This window comes from Haloferula sp. BvORR071 (assembly GCF_000739615.1).
Lineage (GTDB): Bacteria > Verrucomicrobiota > Verrucomicrobiia > Verrucomicrobiales > Akkermansiaceae > Haloferula.
Map to the genome: position 1 here is coordinate 20,477 of NZ_BATP01000029.1, position 24,452 is coordinate 44,928.

Sequence of the window (24,452 nt, forward strand, 5' to 3'; positions counted from 1 at the left end):
GCGCGAGCTGGAACAAATCGTGCAAACTTCCCAGTGGACCACGGCGCTTGCCGCGACGACGGGTCCACTTGATTGAGCCATGTTCCGCCTCTTGCCATGGAAGTTCATCGTGAAGCACGCCGCCCGCCGCTACGGCGTGCTGGACCCGGCGACCTTCGTCGCGCGGATGCGCCGCTTCGCGCAGCCTTCTGAAGTCGGCGAGCCGCTGGAACTCCTCCGCGCCGGTATCGTCTTCCATGCCCGCGGGCTGGTGAATGCCAAGGCCATCCAGCATAACCTCGACTGGGTCTGGCCCTTCTGGGTGGAGAAGCAATTCAACCCGCGCGATCCCTCTTTCGTCCCTCGCGCCTTCTCCTTCAGCCACATCAACCTGACCCATCGCAACTGGACCGCGGTCGGCCAGCCCGGCGTGGTCGCCTACCCTCTAGTCGATCCCCGCGGCTTGGTCACTCCACTCCACGACGGTTGGTCGATCGACTTCTGGATCGTCACCGAAAGCCGCCGCCGCCTGCTGCCAAGCAAGCTCGAAGACGCCGCGGTCTCGCAGCGCCTGATCCTCGATCCCACTCTCACGATCGAAACCAAGCTGACCAAGGATGAGATCACCCTCGATCTCAGCACCAAAATGGTCATCCGCGATGGCAAGGCGCTGGTCTGCACCGATGTCCGCGCTACCGCCAGGGAAGACGGCTGGGTCGTCGTCGCGGTACGTCCCTACAATCCGGAGGGGGTCCAGTTCATCAACCGCATCGAGCTCGAAGCCTCCGGCCATGCCTTCCGCGTCAATGGCGAGTCGACCGTCGATTTCGGCGAGAAGCCCGACTCCCTGCGGATGGCCCACTACGCCGAGGGCGACGTCTACCTTGACCTGCCCGGCAGCAGCGAGGAACGCGAAGTCAGCTGCGACACCGGCATGGCCACCGCCGCCGCGCTCTTCCGCATCCACGCCGGCCAGACCCGTTACCTCGGCGTCTCCGCCACCCTTGATCGCGACACCAAGGAAGCGAAGCACTTCGATGTGAACCTCTCTTGGCCTGATGCGCTCAAAGGCACCGCTGCGCTGAAGGTCGCCGATCCGCACACGCAATTCCTCTACGACGCCGCAGTCCGCACCATCCTCCTGCTCTCCGCGGAGGACCTCGTCCCTGGACCCTACACCTACCGCCGCTTCTGGTTCCGCGACGCCTGCCTGATGCTCCATCCCATGCTCGCGATCGGCATGGTGGATCGCGCCCAGCGCGTGCTCGCCGGATTCCCCGGCAAGCAGCAGCACAACGGCTATTTCCTCTCACAGGAAGGCGAGTGGGACTCGAACGGCCAAGTCCTCTGGATCGCCGCCCGCTATGCCGCGATGACCGGCAAGCCACTCGGCCCAGAACTGGATGAATCCCTCCGCAAAGGTGTCCGCTGGCTCGCCAAAAAGCGCCTTGAGAAGGACGAAGCACCCGGCACCAAGGGCCTGCTGCCCGCCGGCTTCAGCGCCGAGCACCTCGGACCCAACGACTACTACTACTGGGACGACTTCTGGGCATGGGGCGGCCTCAAGGCCATCGCCGCCCACTGGCGCAAGCAGGGCAGCACCGCCGCCCGCGAGGCCGAGGATCTCGCCACGGAATACATGCAAGCCATCGAGGCCAGTCTCGCCGCCAATCCGCCGAAGCGCTCGCTCGGCGCGATGCCCGCCGCCCCCGGCCGCCGCATGGACGCCGGCGCGATCGGCTCGATGGTCGCGGACTATCCCCTCCAGCTCTATCCGCCCGGCGAGTCGCGCCTGATGAAGTCCACGGAGTTCCTGATGGATCGCTGCTTCCAGCAAGGCGGCTTCTTCCAGGAAATGATCCACTCCGGGGTCAATGCCTACCTCACCCTCGATCTCGCCCAAACCCTCCTCCGCGCCGGCGACCCGCGCTTCGCCGGGCTCATCCGCCGTGTGGCCGAACTCGCCTCACCCACCGGCCAGTGGCCCGAGGCGATCCATCCGCTCACCCTCGGCGGTTGCATGGGCGATGGCCAACACGGCTGGGCCGCCGCCGAGTGGGTCATGATGATCCGCAACTGCTTCGTGCGCGAAGAAGCGGACGAACTCGTGATCGGCTCCGGCATCCTCGAAGAGTGGCGCCAAGGCGGCGTCACCAGCTTCGGCCCGACCCTCACCGCATGGGGCCCGGTGAGCGTAAGCCTCGATGGCACGCAACTCCGCGTCACCGGCAAGTGGCGCTCCGAGCCACCCCGCCTGCGCATCGCCGTCCCCGGCTTCGAGCCGCTCGACGCCAGCGGCTCCCAAGATAGCTTCACCCTTAAGTCCCAATGATCCACAACCGCCAATCCCGCGCCGCGCTTCCCGAGCTGCGCCTCGCCACCCGCTTCGATGCGATCCTCGTTGAGCTGCCATGGGCACGTGGCCTCAGCTCCTCGCTGCCCATCACTCCACTACACCGGGTACCGCCGCGGCGGATGACCCTGCAACTCACCCCCATGCCCGCCTTGCCTTCATGAGAATCGCGATGTTCACGAATACCTACCTGCCGCACGTCGGCGGGGTGGCGCGCTCGGTCAAGACGCTCGAAGACGCCTGCCGTAAGCTCGGCCACGAGGTAAAGGTCATCGCCCCGCAATTCGATGGCGCGGAAGAATCCCCGGATGTCCTGCGGATGCCCGCGATCCAGAACTTCAACGGCAGCGACTTCTGCGTGCAACTGCCGATGCCCCTTGTGATCCGCGATTTCATCGAGGACTTCGCGCCGGACATCATCCACACCCACCATCCATTTCTGTTAGGCGACTCCGCATTGCGCGAGTCCTGGAAGATGCAGGTGCCGATTATCTTCACCCACCACACCCTCTACGAACGCTATACGCACTATGTGCCGCTGGACTCGCCCGCCCTCAAGCGCATCGCCATCCAGCTCGCCACCGAATACTGCAACCTCTGCGACCGCGTGATCGCCCCCAGCGAGAGCATCGCCAAGCTCCTGCGCGATCGCGAGGTCACTGTGCCGATCACCTGCATCCCCACCGGCATCGATGTCGCAGCCTTCTCCTCAGGTGATGGCACCGCCTTCCGCAAGGCCGCTGGCATTCCGGAGAAAGCCCGCGTGATCGGCCACGTCGGTCGGCTCGCCAAGGAGAAGAACCTCATCTTCGTCGCAGAAGCCGTCGCACCGCGCCTCAAGGCCGATCCCGAAGCGGTCTTCCTGCTCGTCGGCGATGGCGATGCCCGCGAGGAGATGACGGCTATTCTAACGGCAGCCGCCGGCAAGGAGCGAGTCTTTGCCGTCGGCAAGAAATCCGGCAAGGAACTCACCGATGCCTACGCCGCGATGGACTTCTTCGTCTTCGCCTCCCAGAGCGAGACCCAGGGCATCGTCCTCGCCGAGGCCATGGCCGCCGGCAACCCCGTCGTCGCGCTCGATGGCCCCGGCGTGCGCGAGATCCTCAAGGACGGCTTCAATGGCCTGCTACTCCCCGCCGATGCCAGCACCCGCGACTACACCGCGGCGCTCGAACGCCTGATGACGGACGAAGCCTTTTCTAACAGCTGCATCCAGAACGCCCGCGCCAGCGCTGCGGAATACGAGACCGCGCGCTGCACGGAGCGCATGATCCACGCTTACCAGGAAACCATTGCTCGTCACAATCGCCTCCTGGATGAGGACCCGATGCCGTGGGACCGGTTCATCGCCGGCGTCGGCGTGGAGTGGGAGTTGCTGTCCGCAAAAGTCTCGGCCGCGGCCGCCGCGGTCATCGTAACCCCAGCCACGGAGGCCAGCCTTGATTAGCAGCATCGCCGTTCGCCTGAGATGGCTGCGGCGCAAAATCAGCCGCACCCACTGGGCCGCGCTCTTGTTAGGCGTCAAGCGCCCCATCGGCGAGACCGAGGAACCGGGGCTGATCATGATCCAGATCGACGGCCTCTCGCGTCGTCAACTCGAGCGCGCGATCCAGAGCGGCCGCATGCCATTCCTCCAGCGCCTGATCCAAGGCGGCCATTTCACCCTGGAGAGCTTCTACTCCGGCATTCCTTCTACGACGCCTGCCGTACAAGGCGAAATCTTCTACGGGGTCCACGCCGCCGTCCCTGCCTTCCAGTTCCTCCACCGGAAGACCGGCAAGGTCATGCGCATGCTTGAGGCCGACTCCGCTGCGACCATCGAGCAAGAGCTACAGAAGAAATGCCGCGAGCCCCTGCTCAAGGACGGCCATGCTTACTCGAACATCTACCGCGCCGGTGCCAGCCGCACCCGCTACTGCTCGCAGGACCTCGCGCCGGATGAACTGCTCCGCCGCCTCCATCCCTTCAAGAGCCTGCTCCTGATCCTCGTCTTCCTGCCGAAGATCCTGCGCATGTTCGGTCTCGGCATCATCGAGCTCTTCATCGCCCTGGCAGACGCCATCAAGGGCCTCTACGAAAAGGAGAACTTCGGCGCGGAGATCAAATTCGTCCCCGCCCGCATCGTCGTCTGCATCCTGGTGCGCGAATTGATCCGCTTCCGCATCCTGTTAGACATCGAGCGCGGCACCCGGACCATCCATGGCAACTTCCTCGGCTACGACGAGCAGTCCCACCGCCGAGGCCCCGGCTCCGCCTTCGCCCACTGGACCCTCAAGGGCATCGACCGCAGCATCCGCGACATCTACCGCGCCGCCCATGGCTCGGCCCACCGCGACTACGAGCTGCTGATCTACTCCGACCACGGCCAGGAACACAGCGAGCCCTACGAGCATCGCTACGGCAAGGAACTCGATGTCGCCCTCGCCGAAGTCTTCGCGGACGGCCCGCTGGCAAGCACACCGCTGTGGATGAGGAAGATGCCGGAGCTGGTCGGCGGCGCTTGGGATCACTTCCGCGCCTTCATGGGCAAGCAGCCGCCCACCGTGATGAGCGGCGGCGAACCCGATCCCGCCACGCAGATCATCGTCACCGCGATGGGCCCCATCGGCCATATCTACTTCCCCCATCCACAAGACCGCTCCCACCTCGAGTCCTACGCGCGCGATATGATCACCCGCGCCGGCATCCCCATGGTCCTGCTCAAGCGCGACGATGGCAGCGTCACCGCCTGGAATCCACGCGGCGAATGGCAACTCCCCAAGGACCGCGCCGAAGTCCTCGGCCCCGATCATCCCTTCCTCGATGAAGCCACCGAGGACTTCGTGAAACTCTGCTTCCACGAAAACGCCGGCGATCTCGTCTTCTCCGGTTGGGATCCACAGGGGAAGCCCATGAGCTTCCCCTTGGAAAACGGCGCCCATGCCGGCCCCGGCTATGAGGAGACCCGCGGCTTCCTGCTGGTGCCGGATCGCATCCGCCGCTGGCACATCTCCCATCTCGCCCGCACCAACGACCGGGTCCGACCGGAGGACCTGCGCAAGATCGCCCTGCACTACCTCGGCCGCAACGGCATCCGCGAAGAGCGCGTGCCGGAGCACAAGCTGCGCTCCGGTGACCTCCCGCTGCGCGTAATGACCTACAATATCCACAGCTGCATGGGCACCGATGGCAAGCTGCGCCCGGAACGCATCGCCCGCGTGATCAACCATTTCGATCCCGACCTCGTCGCGGTGCAGGAAGTCGACGCCCATCGCCCGCGCAGCCGCGGCCACGACCAGGCCCAGCTCATCGCCGATCACCTGCGCATGAGCCACGTCTTCCACGCCATGCTGGAGGAGGAGAAGGAGCGCTACGGCATCGCCATCTTCTCCCGCTATCCCTTCGAGCATGTGAAATCCGGGCTCCTGACCGGTCCCGAGCACGGCTTCCTCCGCGAGGGCCGCGGCGCCATCTGGGTGAAGCTCGCCATTGAAGGCCGCCCGCCCTTCCACCTCATCAATACCCACTTCGGCCTCGGCCGCAGGGAGCGCCACCTGCAGGCAGACGCGTTGTTAGGCCCGGACTGGATCGGCGGCATCCCGCCGGAGGAGCCCGTCATCCTTTGCGGCGATTTCAATTCCGGTCCGCGCTCGAAGGTGCTTCAAAGGCTCACCGCCAAACTCCGCGACTCACAAGTCCACGCCCGGAACCACGAGCCGCTGCCCACCTTTCCCTCGCCCACTCCGCTCTTGCGCCTCGACCACATCCTCACCAGCGAGCACTTCACGGTCGAAGGCATCCAGCGCCCGCGCACCCCTACTGCCGCGGTCGCCTCGGACCACTTGCCGCTCTGCGTCGAGCTCACCCTGCACCCTCCCGCCGCCGCGCCCGCGCCATGAATGCCGTCGTCCTGATCCGCAGGCATCGCGGGAAGCTGGTCTCAGCGGTACTCCTCATGGCCCTCGCCGCGTGGTTCGTCTGGAATCACCGCGCCGATCTCAGCCGCGAGAATCTCGTCGCCCGCGGCAGGGAATTCCATGCGGCTTGGTTCATCGCCGCCTTCTTCATTCTCCCCGTGATCGGCTTTCCGGTGAATGTCCTGCTGCTGCTGGCAGGCGTCCGCTTCGGGCTGCCCGGCGGCATGGCCCTCGCGGCAGGCGGCACCTTCTTCCATCACTTCGCCGTTTATCGCATCTGCCACGGCTGGCTACGCGAAAAGGTCCAGCGCCGCTTGGAAAAAGCCGGCCGGAAGATTCCCTCGATCAAGGACGAGCACCGCATCCTCCTGACCTCCCTCTTCGCCGCAATCCACGGTCCGCCCTACGCCGCCAAGCTCTACCTCCTGGCACTCACCGACGTCCCCTTCCGGATCTACTTCTGGGTGAGCGCCCCCATCTACATCCTCTTCTGTCTCGTCCCGGTCGGGGCCGGAAGCGCGGTCACGGACTTCAGTCCCAAGTGGCTCTACGCCATGACCGCCCTCAGCATGGCGATCCTGCTCGTCGGCTTCTGGCTCAAGAAACGATTCGGCAACGAAATCGTCAAAAGCGACTGACTCCATCGAGCGGTGCGCCGCTGACCGTCACACTTCAGCGGCCACAAGCCGAATCGCGGGATCCCTGCTTTCTCTTTCCCGCCCCTTCAAAACAAAACGCGTTTACGTGAAACCACGTGCCGCGCCTCCGCGGATGGGTGCTATAGCGTCACCCGGCAAGAAAGCGCGCCCCTTCCCCGCGCTCGCGAGACAAATGGCAGCCTCCTTAACGCTGCCTTAATCGCCCGTGTTGCATGTTGGCAAATAGAGAAATCCGCCTTTGCCGGCCACCCACATGAAACCCGTATCCCACTCATTCGGCTTCGCGACATCCCGTGCCCTCGCGCTGCTCTTGCTCTCCAGTTCGGCCCTGCTTGCTGGCAAGGCCGCCGCGGAAGACGCCTACGTCGAGGGCGAAGTCCTCGTGACCTTCAAATCCGGCGTCGCCACCGAGACCGCCAAGACTGCCCTCGGCAAACGCGCGCTCGGCCTCACACAGAAGTTTGATCACCTCTCGGCCCGCCGCAACCGCGTCTCCGCCATGGTCCGCGAAAAGGCTCGCAAGACCAAGGACCTGATCGCGGATCTGAAGGACGATCCGGACGTCGAAACCGTCGAGCCGAACTACATCCGCCGCGTCTCCGCGGTGAGCACCGCGGATCCGGATTTTTCCAAACTCTGGGGCCTCCACAATACCGGCCAGACCGTCAATGGCTCTGCCAGCACCAGCGGCGTGGATACCAAGTTCTCCCAAGCTTGGGCTCTCGCTCGCCCGAACCCCTCCGAGGTCGTCGTCGCGGTGGTCGATACCGGCGTGGACATTACCCACCCGGACCTCGCGGCGAATATCTGGACCAATCCCGGTGAGATCCCGGGCAATTCGATCGACGATGACGGCGATGGCCGCGTCGACGACGTCCATGGTTACGACTTCGCCAGCAATACCGCCATCATGACGGACTCCGGCGAGCACGGCACCCACGTCGCCGGCACCATTGCCGCCATCGGCCAGAATGGGATCGGCGTGATCGGCGTGGGCTACAAGGCGAAGATCCTGCCGCTCAAGGTCTCCACCGATGGCGAAACGCTTTCCACCTCCGCGGTGCTTGCAGCCCTCGACTACATGGTCGCCCTCAAGGAACGCGGCGTGAACATCGTGGCGGCAAATGCCTCCTACGGTGGCGGTTCATCGTCCACCAGCGAGCGCCAGGCGATCGAGGCGCTGCGCGATGCCGGCATCGTCTTCTGCGCCGCTGCCGGCAATGAGACCGCGAACAACGACACCACTCCCAGTTACCCGGCGAACTACACTACCTCGAATATCATCTCCGTCGCCGCCACCACCCAGACGAATGGCCTCGCCAGCTTCTCGAACTACGGCGCCACCACCGTCGATATCGGCGCACCGGGAGCGAATATCTACTCCGCCATGCCGCTCTCAATGGTGAGCCAGACCAGCAGTCTGAAAATTGGCAATACCACCTACGCCGCCGCCTCCCTTGAGTTCTCCGGCAGCACCGTTTCCGTCGGCCTGACCAAGCCGCTCTACTCCTGCAGCCTCGGCCGCGTCGGTGACTTCCCGGCTGCGGTCTCCGGAAACATCGCCCTGATCCAGCGCGGCACCATCACCTTCGCCGAAAAGGTCACCAATGCCATGAACGCCGGCGCGGTTGCCGCGGTGATCTACGACAATACCAGTAGTTCCATCACCACCAATCCCTGGACCCTCGGCACCACCGGCTCCTGGATTCCCGCGATCCGCATTTCCATGGCGAATGGCCAGACCATCGCCGCCTCCACCTTGCCGGTGAGCTCGACCCTCACCGAGTGGGTCAATACTGCCGCAGCTTATCAGTATCTCGATGGCACCTCCATGGCCACTCCGCACGTCACCGGCGCGGTTGCCTTCGCCGCGATGAACTTCCCTGGGGAGACGATGGCTCAGCGCATCAGCCGCATCCTCAACAACACCACTCCGGTCGCCGCCCTCAGCGGTAAGACCACCACCGGCGGCATGCTCAATCTGCAGAAGATGATCGACACCGATGGCGACGGCCTGCCTGATTGGTGGGAGACCGAGCAATTCGGTAGCCTCGCCCAGGCGGGTGCCGGCGATCTCGACCAAGACGGCTTCACGAATGCCGATGAATACCTCGCCGGGACATCGCCAGTGAATGCCTCCAGCAAGCTCGGCTTTTCCCTGCTCTCCGCTGGCACCGGCAACTCCGCTGCGGACTTCGTCCTCGATTTTCCCACCGTCGCCGACCGCAGCTATCAAGTGGAATGGAGCAATGACCTCATTGCTTGGAGCGTCCTGGGCAACACCATCACGGGTACTGGCTCTCCCGTCGAAGTCCGCGACACCGGTGCCCGCACCTCCTCCACGCAGCGCTTCTACCGCCTGCGCCTGATCACACCCTGATCCGCGGCGCAGCCGCCTTGGTGTGCGTGCAACCCTGTTGCCGCTTTCGGCAGGCAACCTTGTTACCGTGAAGCCACGGGAAGATCACGCGTTCGGATCGGGAGCCCGCGCGTTCTCAACTTTTCATCTCTTTGCGTCCGTGGAGATTCTCCAAAGTGCGCATCGCATTCCGCACAGGGTGCAAAACGCGGCAAAGCTCGCTCTTACCACGCGTTTTCCCGGTTCATGTTTGAACTTCGCACGGTGCCGGAGGTCGCGGATCATCCCAAGCATCGACCTTCAAAAATCCCCGTACCACCAAGGATTTCGGCTCTGATCCGGTGAATCGCAAAGCGGCTCAACCCGCCCTCTCCACCCCTCGCCATACTCCCATGGCACATCCCTTGCGAAACGGGTCTCTCAGCACGCCGGACATTCTTCGCACCCGGCCTCAACGAACCAACCACGAGAGACCATGAACACCATCACCAAAGCTTTCAGCCTCGCCGCGTTGCTCACTTGGAGCGCCGGAGCTGAAGTTTCTGAAACCACCGAGACCACGGAGACCACCAGGCATGCGGACGGCAGCGTGACGGAGAGCACCACCACCGTCACGCGGACCTTCGACCCTGCCGTGCGCACCAAGGTCGTGAAGTACTTCGACCCCTACAAGACCGAGAAATACGGTCTTCCTCCTGAAGTCGTCACCTCCGTCAAGGTGAAGGAAATCCCTGAAACCTGGCGCACCAGCACCATTGCTCCCGGCGTCGTCATCCGCGATACTGAGCGCCCTTACCTCGTCGCAGCGCCGCCATCCTTGGTGAAGATCCTGCCCGCCGCTGAAGAGCGCCGCTACTATGTCGCCGGTGGCAATGTCATCGCCGTGGACAACGACTACAAGGTGATCGACTCGATCCAAGTCCCCTCCATCAAATACACCGTCGAGGAATAAGCATCTCAACGCTTCTGCTTTTGCAGGTCGCGGCGGGCATCGTCTCTCAAGGCGGTGTCCGCCGTTTGTCTTGTTGACACCCTTCGCGACAGCGCCGCGTTTCCAAACGCAGCCTCCCATCAACCCGCCGCCACCCTTGCGTACCGCTCCGCTCTACCGCGCATCTTGCAACCCCATCCTTTCACCCGGCGATAGCAAATCCTCTCAAAGGCTCTTTTTATCACGGCCTGTCACACCGGCACGCCGTTTGCGTAAGGAAAAGGACCTATGGCTGTTCGCTCCATCTGGAAAGGCTCCATCGCTTTCGGCCTGGTCAACATCCCGGTCTCGCTCACCAGCGCTGAGGCCCGCCCCGACGTCCAGCTTCACATGGTGGACAGCAAGAACCACGCGCGCATCCGCTACGAGCGGGTGAACGCCGACTCCGGCGAGGAAGTCCCATGGGACCGCATGGTCCGGGGCTACGAGCACGATGAAGGACAATTCATCCTCCTTTCCGACAAGGAACTTGAAGCCGTCGAGCCCAAGCTCACCAAGACCATCGAGATCAGCGAATTCGTGAAGCTCGCTGACATCGATCCCCTGCTCTTCGACAAACCCTACTACCTCGAACCCGACAAGCGCGGCCGCAAGGCCTACGCCCTCCTCCGCGAGGCCCTGCGCAATTCCGGCAAGGCCGGCATCTCGCGAGTTGTCATCCGGACCCGCGAGTACCTTTCCGCCATGTTCGTCCGCGATGACGTGCTGGTTCTGATGCTCCTCAGATTCCCTCAAGAGCTCAAAGCTTCCTCGAAGCTCGATCTACCTTCCTCATCCGACAAGGAATGGCAGCCCGTAAAACGCGAGATGCAACTCGCCGAGCGCCTGATCGAGGAGATGAGCGAGAAGTGGAACCCGAAAAACTACCACGACGAGTATCGCGAGGCGCTGATGGATTATATCGAGAAGAAGATCCGAACCGGCGAAACCGTGGAGGACGTCAAGGGCGGCGAGAAAGAGGAATCGAAGGGCAAGAGCAACGTCGTCGACCTCGCCGCCTACCTCGAACAGAGCATTGCCAAGAAACCGGCGGCGGCGACCAAGCACGCCGCGAAGAAAACCGCAGCCAAGAAGGCTGCCAAGAAAGCCACCAAGCATGCCGCCAAAAAATCCACCGGCAAGAAAGCGCGCCGCTCCGCTTGAGAAGTATCGCAGCAAGCGCGACTTCAAGGCCACGCCGGAGCCTTCGCCGAAGCGGGCCAAGAACGGCGGCTACTCCTTCGTAATCCAAGAGCACCACGCGCGCTCGCATCACTACGACTTCCGCCTGGAGATGGATGGCGTGCTCGTGAGCTGGGCCGTTCCGAAGGGGATCCCCGAGGATGAAGGTGCCAAGCGCCTTGCCGTGCATGTCGAGGACCACCCGCTCGACTATGGCAGCTTTGAAGGCGAGATCCCCGCCGGAAACTACGGCGCGGGCAAGGTCGCTATCTGGGATAGCGGTCAATGGGAGCCTTTCGACAAGACTTGGAAGCGCGACTTCGCCAAGGGCAAGTTCAAGTTCCACCTCCACGGCAAGCGCCTCGACGGCCCCTATCTGTTAGCCCGCATGAAGGAGGAGCCCAACTGGCTGCTCCGCAAGCTCGATCCCGCCACTCATCCCTCCGGCGCTGTGCCGGAGCCCGGGGAAGAAGCGGCCGCTTTCGTCGCCCCACAGCTCGCCCGCCCCGTACCCACCGTGCCGGAAGGCAAGGAGTGGCTGCACGAGATCAAGTACGATGGTTATCGTTTGATCGCCGTCCGCAACAAGGGCAAGGTCAAGCTCTACACCCGCAAGCAGCTCGACTGGACCGCGCGCTTCGCCGCCGTCGCAAGGAATCTCGAAAAGCTCAAGGGCGGCGACTTCGTCCTCGATGGCGAAGCCGTCGTCTTCGACTCCAAGGGCCGCACCGACTTCAGCGCCCTGCAGGAAGCTCTCAAGGGCAAGGGCGATGAGATCACCTTCGTCGTCTTCGATGTCTTGAACGAGGGCGGCAAGAACCTCCGCGATCTTCCCCTGCGCCTGCGCCTCGAACACCTCGCCAAAATAATCCCCGCCGGCAAAGGTCCCATCCGTCGCTCGGACACCTGGCCCGCCGATCACGGCCCCGATCTTTTCAAGCAGGCCTGCAAGCTCGGCCTCGAAGGCATCATCAGCAAGCACGCCGAAGCCCGCTACTTCCCTGAAAGCCGCCGCGATTGGGTGAAGTCCAAGTGCCGTCCGCGCCAGGAGTTCGTGATCTGCGGCTACACCCCGCCGCGCAACTCCTGCCCCGCCTTCGGCGCGCTGGTACTAGGTTCCTACGAGAATGGAAAACTTGTCACCCGCGGCAAGGTCGGCACCGGTTTCACCGAGACCAAACGGCGCGAACTCCTCAAGCAGATGGAGAAGCGCGCCACCGACCGCAGCCCTTTCGAAGGCGAGCGCGGCATCCACTGGATCAAGCCCGAGCTCGTCGCCGAAATCGAATTCGCCGAGCTCACCCGCGATGGCTCCATCCGCCAAGGCAGCTTCATCTCATTGCGCGAAGACAAGACCGCAAAAGAGGTGCACCTTGATGCCGTGGAACAAGCATCTGTTGGCAAGGAAGAGTCCATCGTCCACGGCATCGAGATCACCCATCCCGGGCGCGTGGTCTACCCCGCCGATGGCATCCCGAAGCTCGAGGTCGCGCGCTTCTACGAGCGCGTCGGCGACCTCATGCTCCCCTTCATCGCAAACCGCCCGCTCGCCCTGCTGCGCGCGCCCGATGGCATCGGCGGAGGCACCTTCTTCCAAAAGAGCTTCAAGGACCACGTCCCGCCGAAGGTGAAGATGAAGACCCTCGATGACGGCACCGAGGTTATCTACATCACTTCCCTCGACGGCCTGATCTCGCTGATCCAATTCGGCGTCCTCGAGATCCACCCCTGGGGCGCCTCCCTCACCAATGTCGACAAACCCGACACGCTCATCTGGGACCTCGACCCCGACAAGTCGGTGCCATGGGAAGAAGTCAAAGGCGCCGCCCTCCTGCTCCGCGACTTCCTCGCCAGTCACGACCTCGAAACCCAAGTGAAGACCTCCGGCGGCAAGGGCCTGCACGTCATGCTCTACCTCAAGCGCACGCACGATTGGGATACTCTCAAGCCCTTCACCAGAGCCGTCGCCGCCGCCGTCGCCGAGCACAACCCGACCCGCTTCACCATCACCGCCAGCAAGGCCAAGCGCGGCGGCAAGATCTACATCGACTGGCTCCGCAATGGCCGTGGCTCCACCTGCATCGCCCCCTGGGGCCTCCGCGCCCGCGACGGTGCCCCCGTCTCCACTCCCCTCGATTGGAAGGATCTCTCCACCCTGGATGCACGCGGCTTCACCATGCGTGAACCCTTCAAGCTTCCCGCCGACTGGAAGGGCATCACACCGCAAAGTATCTCCAAGGCACTTCTCAAAGAGCTGGGTGTCGCATGAAACCTCTCCAAGACAGCCCTCTCTCGCCGGCTATCCTCCGGGCCCACGACCTCGTCTTCACCCACGATGGCATGCCCGGCTATACCCGCCGCCGCAGTGGCAAGGGCTTCAGCTATCTCACCCCCAAGGGCACCACGCTCAACAGCCAGTCCGAGCGCAAACGCATCGCCTCGCTCGTCATTCCGCCCGCTTACGAATCCGTATGGATCTGCCAAGTCGCCAACGGCCACCTCCAGGCCACCGGGCTCGATCAACGCGGCCGCAAGCAATACCGCTACCACCCCGAGTGGCACTCGCTCACCGGCGACCGCAAGTTCGAGAGCCTGCCCGACTTCGCCAAAGCCCTGCCCCGCATCCGCCGCCGCGTCCGCACTGCGCTTGCTGGCGATGCCCTCGACCTTGATCGAATCTGCGCCGGCATCGTTGCCCTGCTAGACAGCACCGGCTTCCGCATCGGCAATCACCGCTACGCCAAGGAAAACCGCAGCTTCGGCTTGGCCTCCCTGCTCTCTAGGCACCTCAGCGAGGAAGACGGCGATTTCGTCCTCCGCTTTCGGGGCAAGTCCGGCAAGGAACACGAGGCCCAGATCCGCGACTCGCGCATCACCACGCTCATCGCCGAACTCCAGGACCTGCCGGGCCAACGCCTCTTCCGCCACGAGGACGAAGCCGGTGGCTGGCACGACATCGGCAGCACCGATGTGAACGCTTGGCTCAAGGAGGCCGGCGGCGGCGACTTCACCGCCAAACAGTTCCGCACCTGGCGCGCCACGCTGCTCAGCGCGCTGGAGCTGGGGAAGGAGGCGCCGGGGGAGTCCGAGGCCGCCTGCAAGCGCGCCGAGGTCGCCGCGATCCGCAGCACCGCGGAGGCTCTCAATCATACGCCCGCTACCTGCCGGAAATATTATGTTCACCCTGGGATCCTGCGTGCCTACCGCAGCGGAGACCTCTTCCAAGTCATGCAGGCCAAGCCACCCCGGCTGCGGCGGAAGGACGAGAGCGCGAAGCTGAAGTCCGACGAACGCCGGGTGCTGGCGCTGATCGAGAAATACCCGGCGAGGAGGGGGCGGAAAGGCGGTAAGAAGGGGGTCCCCTAGAGGGCCTTTTTAGCCTCTTTGCGGGCCTCGCGCTGGGCGCGGATTTTGCGCATGAAGGCAGAGACCTTTTGGGTGCGGTGGGGGCGTACCGGCAGGTGGTGCGGCATCAGCGCGGAGAAGAGGTGGACCAGCGGGTAGGTGATCGCTGCGAAGAGGATGCCGGAGAGCAGGATGCCCAGGAAGAAGTCCCCGGCACTGCCATTGAGGATGTGCTTGGGAATCTCCACCCCCTTCGACTCGGAGAGCCAATGGAGGAAGTTCTGGAACCAGTGGATCTCCGGGAGCTGCAGGCCGATCACCGAGGCCACCTTCGAGCCGAGCCAGTACTGGAACAGGAAGAGCGGGATATTCGTGAGCGGATTGCTGAGCCAGCAGGCTGCCATCGCGATCGGCACGTTCGAGTGGAAGCGCATCGCCACCACACCCGCGAAGATCATCTGCATCGGCAGGGGCATCACCGCGAAGAACATGCCGATGGTCAGGCCGGTCGCCACCGTGTCCCGGCAGGGCATCCACAGTCGCCGCTCGAAGAGGGCCTGGGTAATGTCCTGCCACCAATGACGGTTCCGCAGACGCTTGTGCCGCAACGCGCGGTAAGCGCGCCGGACGAGCCAAAGGTAGCGTCGCTTCATGCCGCGGAGTTCTGAAATACTTCTGAAGTTCCGCCGCAAAGCCCTCCGAAGCAACCGCAAATCCCTTGCCGGTCCTGATATTCATCGGCAAGGTCCGCGCATCCCTCATGAATTGGTGGCAGGCTCTTGTCCTCGGGGTGATCGAAGGGATCACCGAATATCTTCCCGTCAGCTCCACCGGCCACTTGATTGTTGCCCAGAAGATGATGGGCATCGGCGTGGATGCTGATCCGTTCCAAGCGGTGAAGCTGACGGAGGCAGCGAACTGCTTCGCCATCTGTATTCAGGGCGGAGCCATCCTGGCGGTGCTGGGTCTCTACTGGCCGCGGGTGCGGCAGATGATCATGGGCCTGCTGGGCAAGGACCCGGAGGGCCTGAAGCTGATCTTCCTGCTGCTGGCCGGCTTCCTCCCTGCGGCAGTCATCGGCCTGGCGCTGAATGACAAGATCGAGAAGTACCTGTTCCACTTCCAGTGGGTGGCGCTGGCCTGGTTCACCGGTGGCCTGGCGATCCTGGCGGTGGACCGCTGGATGAAGAAAGGCGGCGGCAGCAAGGGCGTGGGCATTGCGGAGATGACGCTGAAGATGGCCGTGATGATCGGCTTCATGCAGTGCCTGGCGATGTGGCCGGGGACTTCGCGCAGCCTGATGACGATTTTGGGCGGCCTGCTGATCGGCCTGCGCCTGAGCGCGGCGGTGGAGTTTTCCTTCCTGCTGGGCCTGCTGACCCTAGGGGCGGCGACCGCGAAGAAAGCGATCTGGGGCGTCCATTTGGACGAGAAGTGGGCCAAGATCCCGGGCTACGAGGCGCAGACCGCGCTGCATGACGTCGCCGAGAAGTACAGCCACAAGCTGGGCGGAGCGAAGCTGATGTGGGACACCTACGGGGCCACCCCGCTGCTGATCGGGGTGATCGCCGCGACCGTCTCCGCGGCGGTGGCGGTGAAGTGGATGGTGGGTTACCTGAACCGCCGGGGACTCGGGATTTTCGGCTGGTACCGGATTGCGATTGGCATCGCGGCGGCGGTGATGATCGCCACCAACTTCTTGAACCTCAACGGACATTGAGGTTTTGGCCGCTTTTGCGGTGACTACTTACGGTGACGGATTTGACTTGCCCGTAGCGGCAGACGGCCTTGCACTGGCGGGGTGAGCGGAGCGCCGCAAAAACCCGTCTTCCTGATACTGCTGCTCATGCTTTTGGCATTTGCGGCACCGGCGGGAGCTCAGGATCGCACGGCCCGGACGTCGATGACGGACGGATTCGATTTCCCGGTCGGCCCGCCGGATGGCTCCGGCTTTTACAAGGCCCGCGGGATGCGCCTGAGCTCGCCGATCCACTTCGGTGAAGACTGGAACGGCAAGGGCGGCGGCGACTCGGACATGGGCGCGCCGGTTTACAGCATCGGTGACGGTGTGGTGACCTGGGCCTACGACGTTCACCAAGGCTGGGGCAACGTGATCATCATCCGCTACGCCTACCGCGATCCCTCTTCCGGGCAGGTGCGTTTCTGCGATGCCCTCTACGGCCACCTGCGGGATATCCTGGTGAAGGTCGGGCAAGAGGTGAAGCGCGGCAAGCAGATCGGGACGATCGGCAACAACCACGGGATGTATGCCGCGCACCTGCACTTCGAGATCCGCCACAATCTGAACATCGGGATGCAGCGCGAGAGCGTGGCGCGGGATCTGACGAATTGGGCGGATCCAACGACTTTCATCCAGAAGTACCGCCGGCTGAACCGCGACTTCGGGAAGGTGGCGATGCCGATCGGGACCTATCAGGAGTATCAGGGGTTCAAGGGACTCTGAGGAAGTGCGGAAGGCGGAGTGCGGAGGTAACTCGGGGCTGGAGTCTGGATTGAGATCACGGTAGCAGCAGGTGATGGCGCGACGTGCTCCCGTGAAAAGCTGGCAGCAGTTGCTGCTGATGGTAGTGCTCGCAGTGGTGGCTGCGCTGGCGCGGCACTACAACAAGACCGATTCCTCAGCTCGGACGGATCGACCGGATCGCAAGCCCGCGAAGGAGGCCCCGGCCTCCAAGCCGGGCGGTTCCGGTCCCGCCACCAGTGCCAGCACGAGCAGGGACAAGACCGATACTTACGTGACCTTCCAGAATTGCCGCTACGAGGAGCATGTGCAGAACGATGGCGATAGCTTCCGGGTGCGGCTGCCGGACGGAAGCGTGGAGCAGTTCCGGCTCTACTTCGTCGATTGCCCGGAGAGCCAGTTCCGGAGCTACCGAGGCGGGGAGACGAACCGGGAGCGGATCCACGAGCAGGCGGAGTATTTTGGGATCACGGATGAGCAGGCGGTGGAGATCGGCAGCCGGGCGAAGGCGCGGATCCATGAGCTTCTGGGCAAGGGTCCCTTCACGCTCTACACGCGCTGGGACGATCCTTTCGGCGACCTGCGCTTCCATGCCTTCGTCCTGCCCGCCGGGGGGCCCTATCTGGAGGAGACCTTGGTCCGTGAAGGGCTGGCGCGGATCTACACCAAGGGAGCGGAGATGCCCGATGGGCTTTCCTTCAAGGCCCGCCAAGAGCAGCTCCGCAAGCTGGAGGCAGAAGCCAGGAAGGCGAAGCGCGGGGCTTGGGGGATGCGGTGAAGCCCAGCGCCAAAAGGCAGGAGGCACCACGAATCAAAACCCAATCCACACGAATCAAAGGCAAGGGAGCCGCAGGATTTGAATCTTCATTCGTGTCGATTGGGCTTTGATTCGTGGTGCCTTCCCCATTCGAAGCAAGTGCATGACCTTGGAAGGCACTGATGATCAGTTAATACGAATCAAAGAGAGTTAGACGGGAGGCCTGGGGATCTGCTAGGAAAGAAGGGTTCATCCCCCCACCCCCCGATGAGATCCCCCCTGATCTTGGCCGTCGCAGCGGCTGCCACTGCCACCCTATGGCTGTCCCCGTCTGCCCACGCGCAGAACCCGGTCTATACACTGCCCGGGGAAACCGGTGGCAGCTTCACCTATCTGACGGTCAGCCAGGGCAGCGAGTATGCGGACTCCGCGCATCTGGCCGGGACCTCGCGGCTCTTGGACGATGCGACGCTGACGCTCTACTCGAACGTGGCGCGGCAGGCGACAGTCACGCTGTCCTTCTACGCCGCGGTGCCGGCCGAGTTTGAGGTCGAGGGACAACCCGGCGTGACTCCCGGCGCCTTGGCCGCCTTCCAACCGGCCGATACCCCGCTGTGGAGCTCCGGCCCGGTGGTTTACATCCTCGAGGGCGATGGCGCGAACAACCTGAACCTGAACCAGCTGGTCTTCGCGAACATCAACACCGTGGTGCCGACCGACATCTTCTGGTCGGTGCAGTTCAGCAACGTGACCAACTACACCGACGGCGGAGCCTTCGGCCCCAAGCTGGAGAACGCCGCCAACCTCGGCCCGACCGGTGCCGCGACCGATCCCAGCCGGATCTACCTGCGGGATCCGGGTGGCGAGTGGTTCCCAGTGTCGCTGGGGACGCCAGCCCCGCCGACTAGCACGCTGTCCCTGCAGCTCGCGGCGGTGCCGGAGCCGGCTTCCGCCCTGCTTCTGGTAGTGGGGGCGATTGTGGGGCTGGGGAGAAGGAGAAGAGTGGGATAGTGTGGACCCCTGTGGCCGCTGATTTCCCACCGATCGGTCTGACCAAATTGCCACGCAATTAAAGTAGGCGCGATGGATTCGCTTTGCTCTCTAAAGTTCTCGATATCATCCCCTATTGAAGAGATCATGGATTCTTGCCTCTTCACCTAAACCTCCGCCCCCTCCACTCGATCCCCCCTCATATTCCCAGTCAGAATTCCTAGACTCTAACCACCTTCCGGCAATTTCATCGAAATCAAACCCATCGACATAAGATCGGAATTGATCAAATGCCGAGAGCGCAGCATCGTCAGGAAACCCACTGAAGTAATCCCTTCCAAAGTCCAGCATTTCCCGTTCCAAGCTCCAACGATCAACTTCAAAATCTACCTCTCCCTCGTCATAGTAGAAGCTTTGAACATAAGGAGATAAATCTAATTCTTCCGCCCATTCACGCGCAGACTGCTCAAGCATGGCGCTCATTGAGTCGTGGAGGACTTCGACAAGGTATGGATTTTCATCGTGAGCTTCCCGCGACTCAAGTAAAAGCCCCAACGTTCTGGCCTCATCATAGTCCAAATCGCCAGCGATTATGTTTTTAAGAATATCGAGGTCCTTCCCTGGCCATAAAGCTTGGTGAAGTCTCAGCCAATTGAATATCACTTCTTTGTGTACCACTTCAATCCAACCTTCTGAGATCAAAGAAACTATGTCCTGCATTTGACTCATTGTCGTCAATACATCCCACTGAAAATCAACGAGTTTAATTCGAAAGTCAATTGACTTAATACGAGTGAATTGGGAAGCATTGAGATGACGAACAATTTCAACAATATCTTCCGATTTCAAAATTCCATTGTTTTTAATCGAAAGGAGTTGCGTAAGCGATCGGGTAGTGGGCAGCGCGTCGAAAATGCGCGAAAGCAATGGCGTATCAGAACTCGATTCATTCAAAACATAATCTGCAATTGATGGGTTGAACAACTTTAGGTCAAATTCTTTTCGATTAGTGGCACTCCGAATGATAAACGATCCCGATGCCGCCGCCACTGCCTCGACGTAGTTATCTTCCGTGACCATTCTTCCTTCATAGGTGGAGCAGTAGTAGCGGAACGCAATTTTCAAACTTTCCTCAGAGATTGATCCACCGTTGAAAACGATTAGTTTAATTAACAGGCGAATATAATTGTTACTTTGGACTTTTAAGGCATTCTTCCAAATAAGTGCCGGGTGTTCAAATTTTTCTACTATGAACTTCCAGTAGTCAGGTGCCTGAGGGAGGTCCAACGTATTGATATCAGTTACGAAATGAACTAATCTAGGGCTGTAATTTCGATGTCGAATTATCTCAAGGTATCGATTCTCCTTGTAAATTTCATGTACATATTCTTCTTGGAGGCCTCCATGCCAAAGGTGATTGTAAAGAATTTCCGCCTTTTCAAAATTGCTCAGATTACCAACCTTCAAGAGATATTCGTTACGTCTGATGTTAGCATTTCCAAACGGATCACTGGAATTCACCCCAAGGTTGAGAATGTTGGTTCGACTAGTTAGGACAAACCGCTTTGTCTCGTCCACCGAGATTCTTCGCATAAACTTCACGATATGCGAATCCTCTCTCCCGCTAATTGCCTCAAAATAATTACCCCCCAAAAAGTCATCGAAAAGGAAAAATTGTCTCTCTCCTGGTTGATATGCAGCTTCCGCTTCGATAATGTTCACTACATCAACAATCTCGAATCCTTCGGAAGCATAAATTAGAGAAAGATTCTCTGCAATTGTTGTTTTACCGACTCCAGGTTCCCCTGAAATTATAAGGACCCGCGATTTTTCTAATTTCTTCTGAGCATCATGGAAATTTTGAGTATCAGCATAGAACTTCCGCTGATCTGCTACCTGCTTAAGAAAATCCTCGCTGCGGCCAATTAGCCCGTTATTCAAAAATCGCCTAAGCAAAGCTGTACTCGACATCCATAGCTTGTTATGAGCTTTCTCGATGTTTGGAAATCTTCGAAGAAGATCATTTAAATCTTCAGCTCCAAAAATATCGTTTTCTGAAACAATATACGGCTTCAGAGTTTGGAAAATCTTGGATTTGTCGCTCCGGGAGAGTTTACAAGAAGTAGCCAACAGATAACGTGTCGGTTTTAATTTTTCAACTTTTGCTTTTTCTTGGCGTTCCAAGACATTGATTAATTTGGCAACTCCACTTGTAAAATAGTGCTTCGTCTGAAGTACCACCTCCATTTTTTCTGAGACAAAATAGCGACCATCAACCCCTCCGTCTCTACCTGACTTGAAGCGTTCAAAGCGAACGCCCAGTAGATCAGACAGTAGATCCACCACAAGAGATTCAAGTTCCTTGTCGTTGATTTGGGTAAAATCGTACTCCATTCCCTTGGATATCAGCACACGGTAGAGGAGAGACAACTCGCAAATTCCTCTCTCTGGTGATTGGACCAAGCTTAGAAGAGCTAAGGCGCCTACTCTCCCCCCTAGAAGGAGTGATTTGATTTCAGATCGCTTTCTATCTAAGAGCTCTTGGGCCCCCTGCAAGGGAGCTATCCACTTCGCGAGCGAGCCTAGGATGTGCTAGCGCTTACCCAAAGCTGTCTCTCAGGCACTCCTTTTGCAGATTTTGAAGGGTATAGCCCTCCACTTGCGAGGCGGCTTTTAAAGCCACACTCCCGATTGTGAGCGGATCAGGGGACGACGGGGTAGCCCTCGAGGACGGGAGCCTCGGCGACGGGTTTGCGGACGACGGGGCGGTCGGTGACGATGACGGTGGTGCCGGGGGTGAGGATGTCGTCGACCTTGGCGGCGAATTCGGGGCTGAAGCGGAGGCGGCTGGAGACGGTATCGGGATCGGTGAACATGGCCTTGCCGGTCTCCATGCTGAGCCAGCGGCGGGCCTGGTGGCCGGGGGCGAGTTGGCTGGGCTTGCCGGTGGTGCCTTCGAGCATGGTGAAGACGTGTTCGCCGAGGGCGGTCCAGCCGGTGACCTCGAGGGCGGCGCGCCCGATGGGGTTGCCATCGCGGTAGACGTAGATGGCCTTGTCCGCGGCGCTGACGACGATGGTGATGGGGCCGCTCTTGCTGCGCTCCGGTTGCCAGTCGTACTGGCCGTTATCGAGCTTGGCCAGCATCTCGGGCTTGAAGTCCTTGGGCGCGAGGAGGAGGCCGGGATTCGCGGCGAGGTAGGGGGTGGGGACCTTGCCATTGCCGATGACGACGGTGCCGCCCTTCTGGGTGGTGGCGAAGAGGAGCTTCGAGAAGTCGTAGGGGAGGCGGATGCAGCCGTGGCTGGCGGGCTCGCCGGGCAAGTTCCCGGAGTGCATGGCGATGCCGCTCCAGGTGAGGCGCTGCATGTTCGGCATGGGGGCGTTGTTGTAGGTCTTCGAGCGGTGGGTGGCCTGCTTCTCAAGGATGGTGAAGACGCCGCCGGGGGTCTCGTGGCCCTTGGCACCGCTGCTGATGGTGGAGCGGCCGATAAGGATGCCATTCCGGTAAACGTGCATGGTCTGCTGCGGGATGCTGACCAGGATCATGAGCGGGCCCTGCGGAGAAAGGCCGGGATTCCACCAGTATTCGCCGGGATTGAGGTCGCCGGTGGGCTTGTCGACGGGGATGCCCTTGGTGTGGGCGGCGGGCTTTGGCATCTCCTTGGCCAAGGCGGCAGGGGTGGCGAGGGCGGCGGTGGCAAGGATGGCGAGAAAGCTGAGGAGTCGCATGGTGGAAGTGAGAGATGGTGCGTGGTCGTGACGGGAGCGCGGGCGCCCAAGAAGAATTAGGGAAGCAGGCGGGCTGCGTGACAGGCGGCTGGAGGGCCGGATTAGTTCAGATTGCCTTATCTTTTCCGGTGAGGTTTGCCAAGGTGGGAGTTGGGTGGGACTGGGAGAGGTCTCTTGACCACGGATGGGCACGGATTTTCACGGATGAAGGGCAGGTGGGTGTGGGGGGATGAGGCGGGCTGCGGGGATGGCTTGGGGTTGATCGGATGGCGGGGGGCGGCTTGAGTCGGGGCGTGTCCGATCTTTCCCCGCTGATTGTTTCTTCCCGCAAGCTGGCCGAGCGCTTGCGGCCGCTGGTCTTCACGAAGGCGAGCTACACCTATCTGCCGCTGGACTATGCGCGGGAGCCGCATGAGGAGTATCTGCGGCGCTTCGGCAGCAGTCCGAAGCGGGTGGTCTTCCTGGGGATGAATCCGGGTAGTTACGTTCCCTTTTTGCAAAATTGAGCTAATCGCTTCTAATCCAACAACTCCCGCGTTCTGGGGGAATCCCGGAACCCACGGCGAGCACATCCGAAGGCGCCGACTGGAGCTAGGTTGGACACAAAAAAGGACCGCAGCCGACATCGGTGTTTCCGAGGATACCTTGCGGGATTGGGAGCTCGGGACAATGGAACCCAAGCCCAAGAAGCTCCCTCGCATCGCGGCCTTTTTGGGATACGAGCCCGACATCGATCGCTTCGACGCTCCCCGACTTCTGGGCCGGCTCCTCGACCATTCGGGCATCACCATCCAGCATCTCGCGGACGAAACCGGCCTCTGCACCGACACGCTGGTCAACCTCAGAGAGGGCCGTTATCAACCCGCCCGGCGAACCTATCAGAAGCTCGCGCAGTTCGCTCTGAATCTCCATTCACCACCCCGACCATGCCCGCCGGAACTATCTCGAAGAAGCTCATCGAAGCGGCGGAAAAGCTGAGAGACGATGTGGACGCGCTCTCCTTCAGCGAGCCGGTGACACACGTCTACAATCCACTCGGCTATGCGTGGGACGCCCACCGCACCTACCTCGAAAAGTTCGGAGACTCTCGCAAGAAGATCATCTTCTTGGGTATGAATCCCGGGCCGTGGGGCATGGCTCAAATCGGCGTCCCCTTCGGCGAGATCCCGGCCGTGCGCGATTGGATGGGAATCTCAACGGCGGTCGGCAAACCTCCGCATGAACATCCGAAGCGGCCTGTCGAGGGCTTTGCCTGCACGAAATCCGAGGTCAGTGGTCGTCGACTGTGGGGGCTGTTTGCCGATCGCTTCGGTACGGCGGACGCCTTCTTTGCCGACCACCTCGTGGTGAACTATTGCCCTCTCGTCTTCATGGAAGAAAGCAGTCGCAACCGGACGCCGGACAAGTTGCCCGCGTCCGAACAGGCTGCCTTGGATGAGGTTTGCGGCAGCCACTTGGCGAAAGTCCTCGATCTAGTGCGTCCCGAGTGGGCCATCGGTGTGGGCAAGTATGCAGAAGGGTGCCTTCAGCGGGTGGCCTCTCCGGGAACAAAGATTGGCACCATCATCCATCCGTCACCGGCTTCGCCCATCGCCAACCGAGGATGGGCGAGCAAGGCCCAGGAGCAGTTGATCACCCTCGGGGCTTGGACCTAATACTGGCGGAGCGTCGATGGACAGCAATCGCCCGCCCGGTGGGCAAATTCGCCGCGTCGTTGACGATTCCGCGTCGATCTTGCCTCATACCCTG

The 24,452-nt window shown here is 61.5% G+C and carries 20 protein-coding genes; 17 read left to right on the forward strand and 3 right to left on the reverse strand.

The window, feature by feature from the left end:
* Positions 1-79: 79 nt before the first annotated feature.
* The 10 genes from BV071_RS16055 to BV071_RS16100 all read left to right on the forward strand — a co-directional run bounded on the left by BV071_RS16055 (position 80) and on the right by BV071_RS16100 (position 14,764).
* Entirely contained in the window at positions 80-2,311 is a 2,232-nt protein-coding gene (locus BV071_RS16055; RefSeq protein WP_052573426.1) for a hypothetical protein, read from the forward strand.
* Positions 2,308-2,496, forward strand: coding sequence for a hypothetical protein (locus tag BV071_RS16060; protein WP_035609215.1), 189 nt, complete (start codon positions 2,308-2,310; stop codon positions 2,494-2,496). The genes BV071_RS16055 and BV071_RS16060 overlap by 4 nt, the downstream gene beginning before the upstream one ends.
* Complete coding sequence (locus BV071_RS16065; protein ID WP_035609217.1) at positions 2,493-3,779, forward strand: glycosyltransferase; 1,287 nt, start codon at positions 2,493-2,495, stop codon at positions 3,777-3,779. Before BV071_RS16060 ends, BV071_RS16065 begins: the two co-directional genes overlap by 4 nt.
* On the forward strand, positions 3,772-6,210 hold the full coding sequence (locus BV071_RS16070; RefSeq protein WP_035609219.1) for an endonuclease/exonuclease/phosphatase family protein: 2,439 nt from the start codon (positions 3,772-3,774) through the stop codon (positions 6,208-6,210). The genes BV071_RS16065 and BV071_RS16070 overlap by 8 nt, the downstream gene beginning before the upstream one ends.
* Positions 6,207-6,866, forward strand: coding sequence for a VTT domain-containing protein (locus BV071_RS16075; protein ID WP_035609222.1), 660 nt, complete (start codon positions 6,207-6,209; stop codon positions 6,864-6,866). The genes BV071_RS16070 and BV071_RS16075 overlap by 4 nt, the downstream gene beginning before the upstream one ends.
* 274 nt (positions 6,867-7,140) lie before the next feature.
* Positions 7,141-9,267, forward strand: a complete 2,127-nt coding sequence (locus BV071_RS33090) for a S8 family serine peptidase (RefSeq protein ID WP_052573429.1) — start codon at positions 7,141-7,143, stop codon at positions 9,265-9,267.
* Positions 9,268-9,721: 454 nt separating this feature from the next.
* Positions 9,722-10,198 (forward strand): hypothetical protein, encoded by a 477-nt coding sequence (locus BV071_RS16085; protein ID WP_035609224.1) that lies wholly within the window; start codon positions 9,722-9,724, stop codon positions 10,196-10,198.
* Between the two features lie 267 nt (positions 10,199-10,465).
* On the forward strand, positions 10,466-11,380 hold the full coding sequence (locus BV071_RS16090; protein WP_035609228.1) for a Ku protein: 915 nt from the start codon (positions 10,466-10,468) through the stop codon (positions 11,378-11,380).
* Positions 11,334-13,667 (forward strand): DNA ligase D, encoded by a 2,334-nt coding sequence (ligD, locus tag BV071_RS16095; RefSeq protein WP_035609231.1) that lies wholly within the window; start codon positions 11,334-11,336, stop codon positions 13,665-13,667. The genes BV071_RS16090 and ligD overlap by 47 nt, the downstream gene beginning before the upstream one ends.
* Positions 13,664-14,764 (forward strand): DNA topoisomerase IB, encoded by a 1,101-nt coding sequence (locus BV071_RS16100; protein WP_052573430.1) that lies wholly within the window; start codon positions 13,664-13,666, stop codon positions 14,762-14,764. The genes ligD and BV071_RS16100 overlap by 4 nt, the downstream gene beginning before the upstream one ends.
* Here the strand turns inward: BV071_RS16100 and BV071_RS16105 are convergent.
* Positions 14,761-15,396 (reverse strand): DUF2062 domain-containing protein, encoded by a 636-nt coding sequence (locus BV071_RS16105; protein ID WP_035609234.1) that lies wholly within the window; start codon positions 15,394-15,396, stop codon positions 14,761-14,763. The genes BV071_RS16100 and BV071_RS16105 overlap by 4 nt on opposite strands.
* A gap of 65 nt (positions 15,397-15,461) precedes the next feature.
* Between BV071_RS16105 and BV071_RS16110 the strand changes: the two genes are divergently transcribed.
* From BV071_RS16110 to BV071_RS16125, 4 genes are all read left to right on the forward strand, one after another.
* Positions 15,462-16,463 carry an undecaprenyl-diphosphate phosphatase gene (locus tag BV071_RS16110; protein WP_052573431.1) on the forward strand — a complete coding sequence of 334 codons (1,002 nt, stop codon included), beginning with the start codon at positions 15,462-15,464 and terminating at the stop codon, positions 16,461-16,463.
* 126 nt (positions 16,464-16,589) lie between these two features.
* A complete protein-coding gene (locus BV071_RS16115) occupies positions 16,590-17,207 on the forward strand; it encodes a M23 family metallopeptidase (RefSeq protein WP_052573432.1) in 618 nt (205 codons plus the stop codon).
* Positions 17,208-17,280: 73 nt separating this feature from the next.
* Positions 17,281-18,003, forward strand: a complete 723-nt coding sequence (locus tag BV071_RS16120; RefSeq protein WP_035609240.1) for a thermonuclease family protein — start codon at positions 17,281-17,283, stop codon at positions 18,001-18,003.
* Between the two features lie 246 nt (positions 18,004-18,249).
* Positions 18,250-18,993: a PEP-CTERM sorting domain-containing protein gene (locus BV071_RS16125; protein ID WP_035609242.1), complete on the forward strand. Its 744-nt coding sequence runs from the start codon at positions 18,250-18,252 to the stop codon at positions 18,991-18,993.
* 105 nt (positions 18,994-19,098) lie between these two features.
* Here the strand turns inward: BV071_RS16125 and BV071_RS16130 are convergent, their stop codons facing one another.
* Together BV071_RS16130 and BV071_RS16135 are read right to left on the reverse strand one after the other, a co-directional pair.
* Positions 19,099-21,366, reverse strand: coding sequence for a hypothetical protein (locus tag BV071_RS16130; protein ID WP_052573433.1), 2,268 nt, complete (start codon positions 21,364-21,366; stop codon positions 19,099-19,101).
* A gap of 308 nt (positions 21,367-21,674) precedes the next feature.
* Positions 21,675-22,703 carry a L,D-transpeptidase gene (locus tag BV071_RS16135; protein WP_035609245.1) on the reverse strand — a complete coding sequence of 343 codons (1,029 nt, stop codon included), beginning with the start codon at positions 22,701-22,703 and terminating at the stop codon, positions 21,675-21,677.
* A gap of 293 nt (positions 22,704-22,996) precedes the next feature.
* Between BV071_RS16135 and BV071_RS16145 the strand changes: the two genes are divergently transcribed.
* The 3 genes from BV071_RS16145 to BV071_RS16155 all read left to right on the forward strand — a co-directional run bounded on the left by BV071_RS16145 (position 22,997) and on the right by BV071_RS16155 (position 24,358).
* Positions 22,997-23,209: a hypothetical protein gene (locus BV071_RS16145; protein ID WP_265594505.1), complete on the forward strand. Its 213-nt coding sequence runs from the start codon at positions 22,997-22,999 to the stop codon at positions 23,207-23,209.
* A gap of 64 nt (positions 23,210-23,273) precedes the next feature.
* On the forward strand, positions 23,274-23,681 hold the full coding sequence (locus BV071_RS34325; protein WP_265594516.1) for a helix-turn-helix transcriptional regulator: 408 nt from the start codon (positions 23,274-23,276) through the stop codon (positions 23,679-23,681).
* A complete protein-coding gene (locus tag BV071_RS16155) occupies positions 23,630-24,358 on the forward strand; it encodes a uracil-DNA glycosylase family protein (protein WP_035609257.1) in 729 nt (242 codons plus the stop codon). The genes BV071_RS34325 and BV071_RS16155 overlap by 52 nt, the downstream gene beginning before the upstream one ends.
* Positions 24,359-24,452 lie beyond the last annotated feature (94 nt).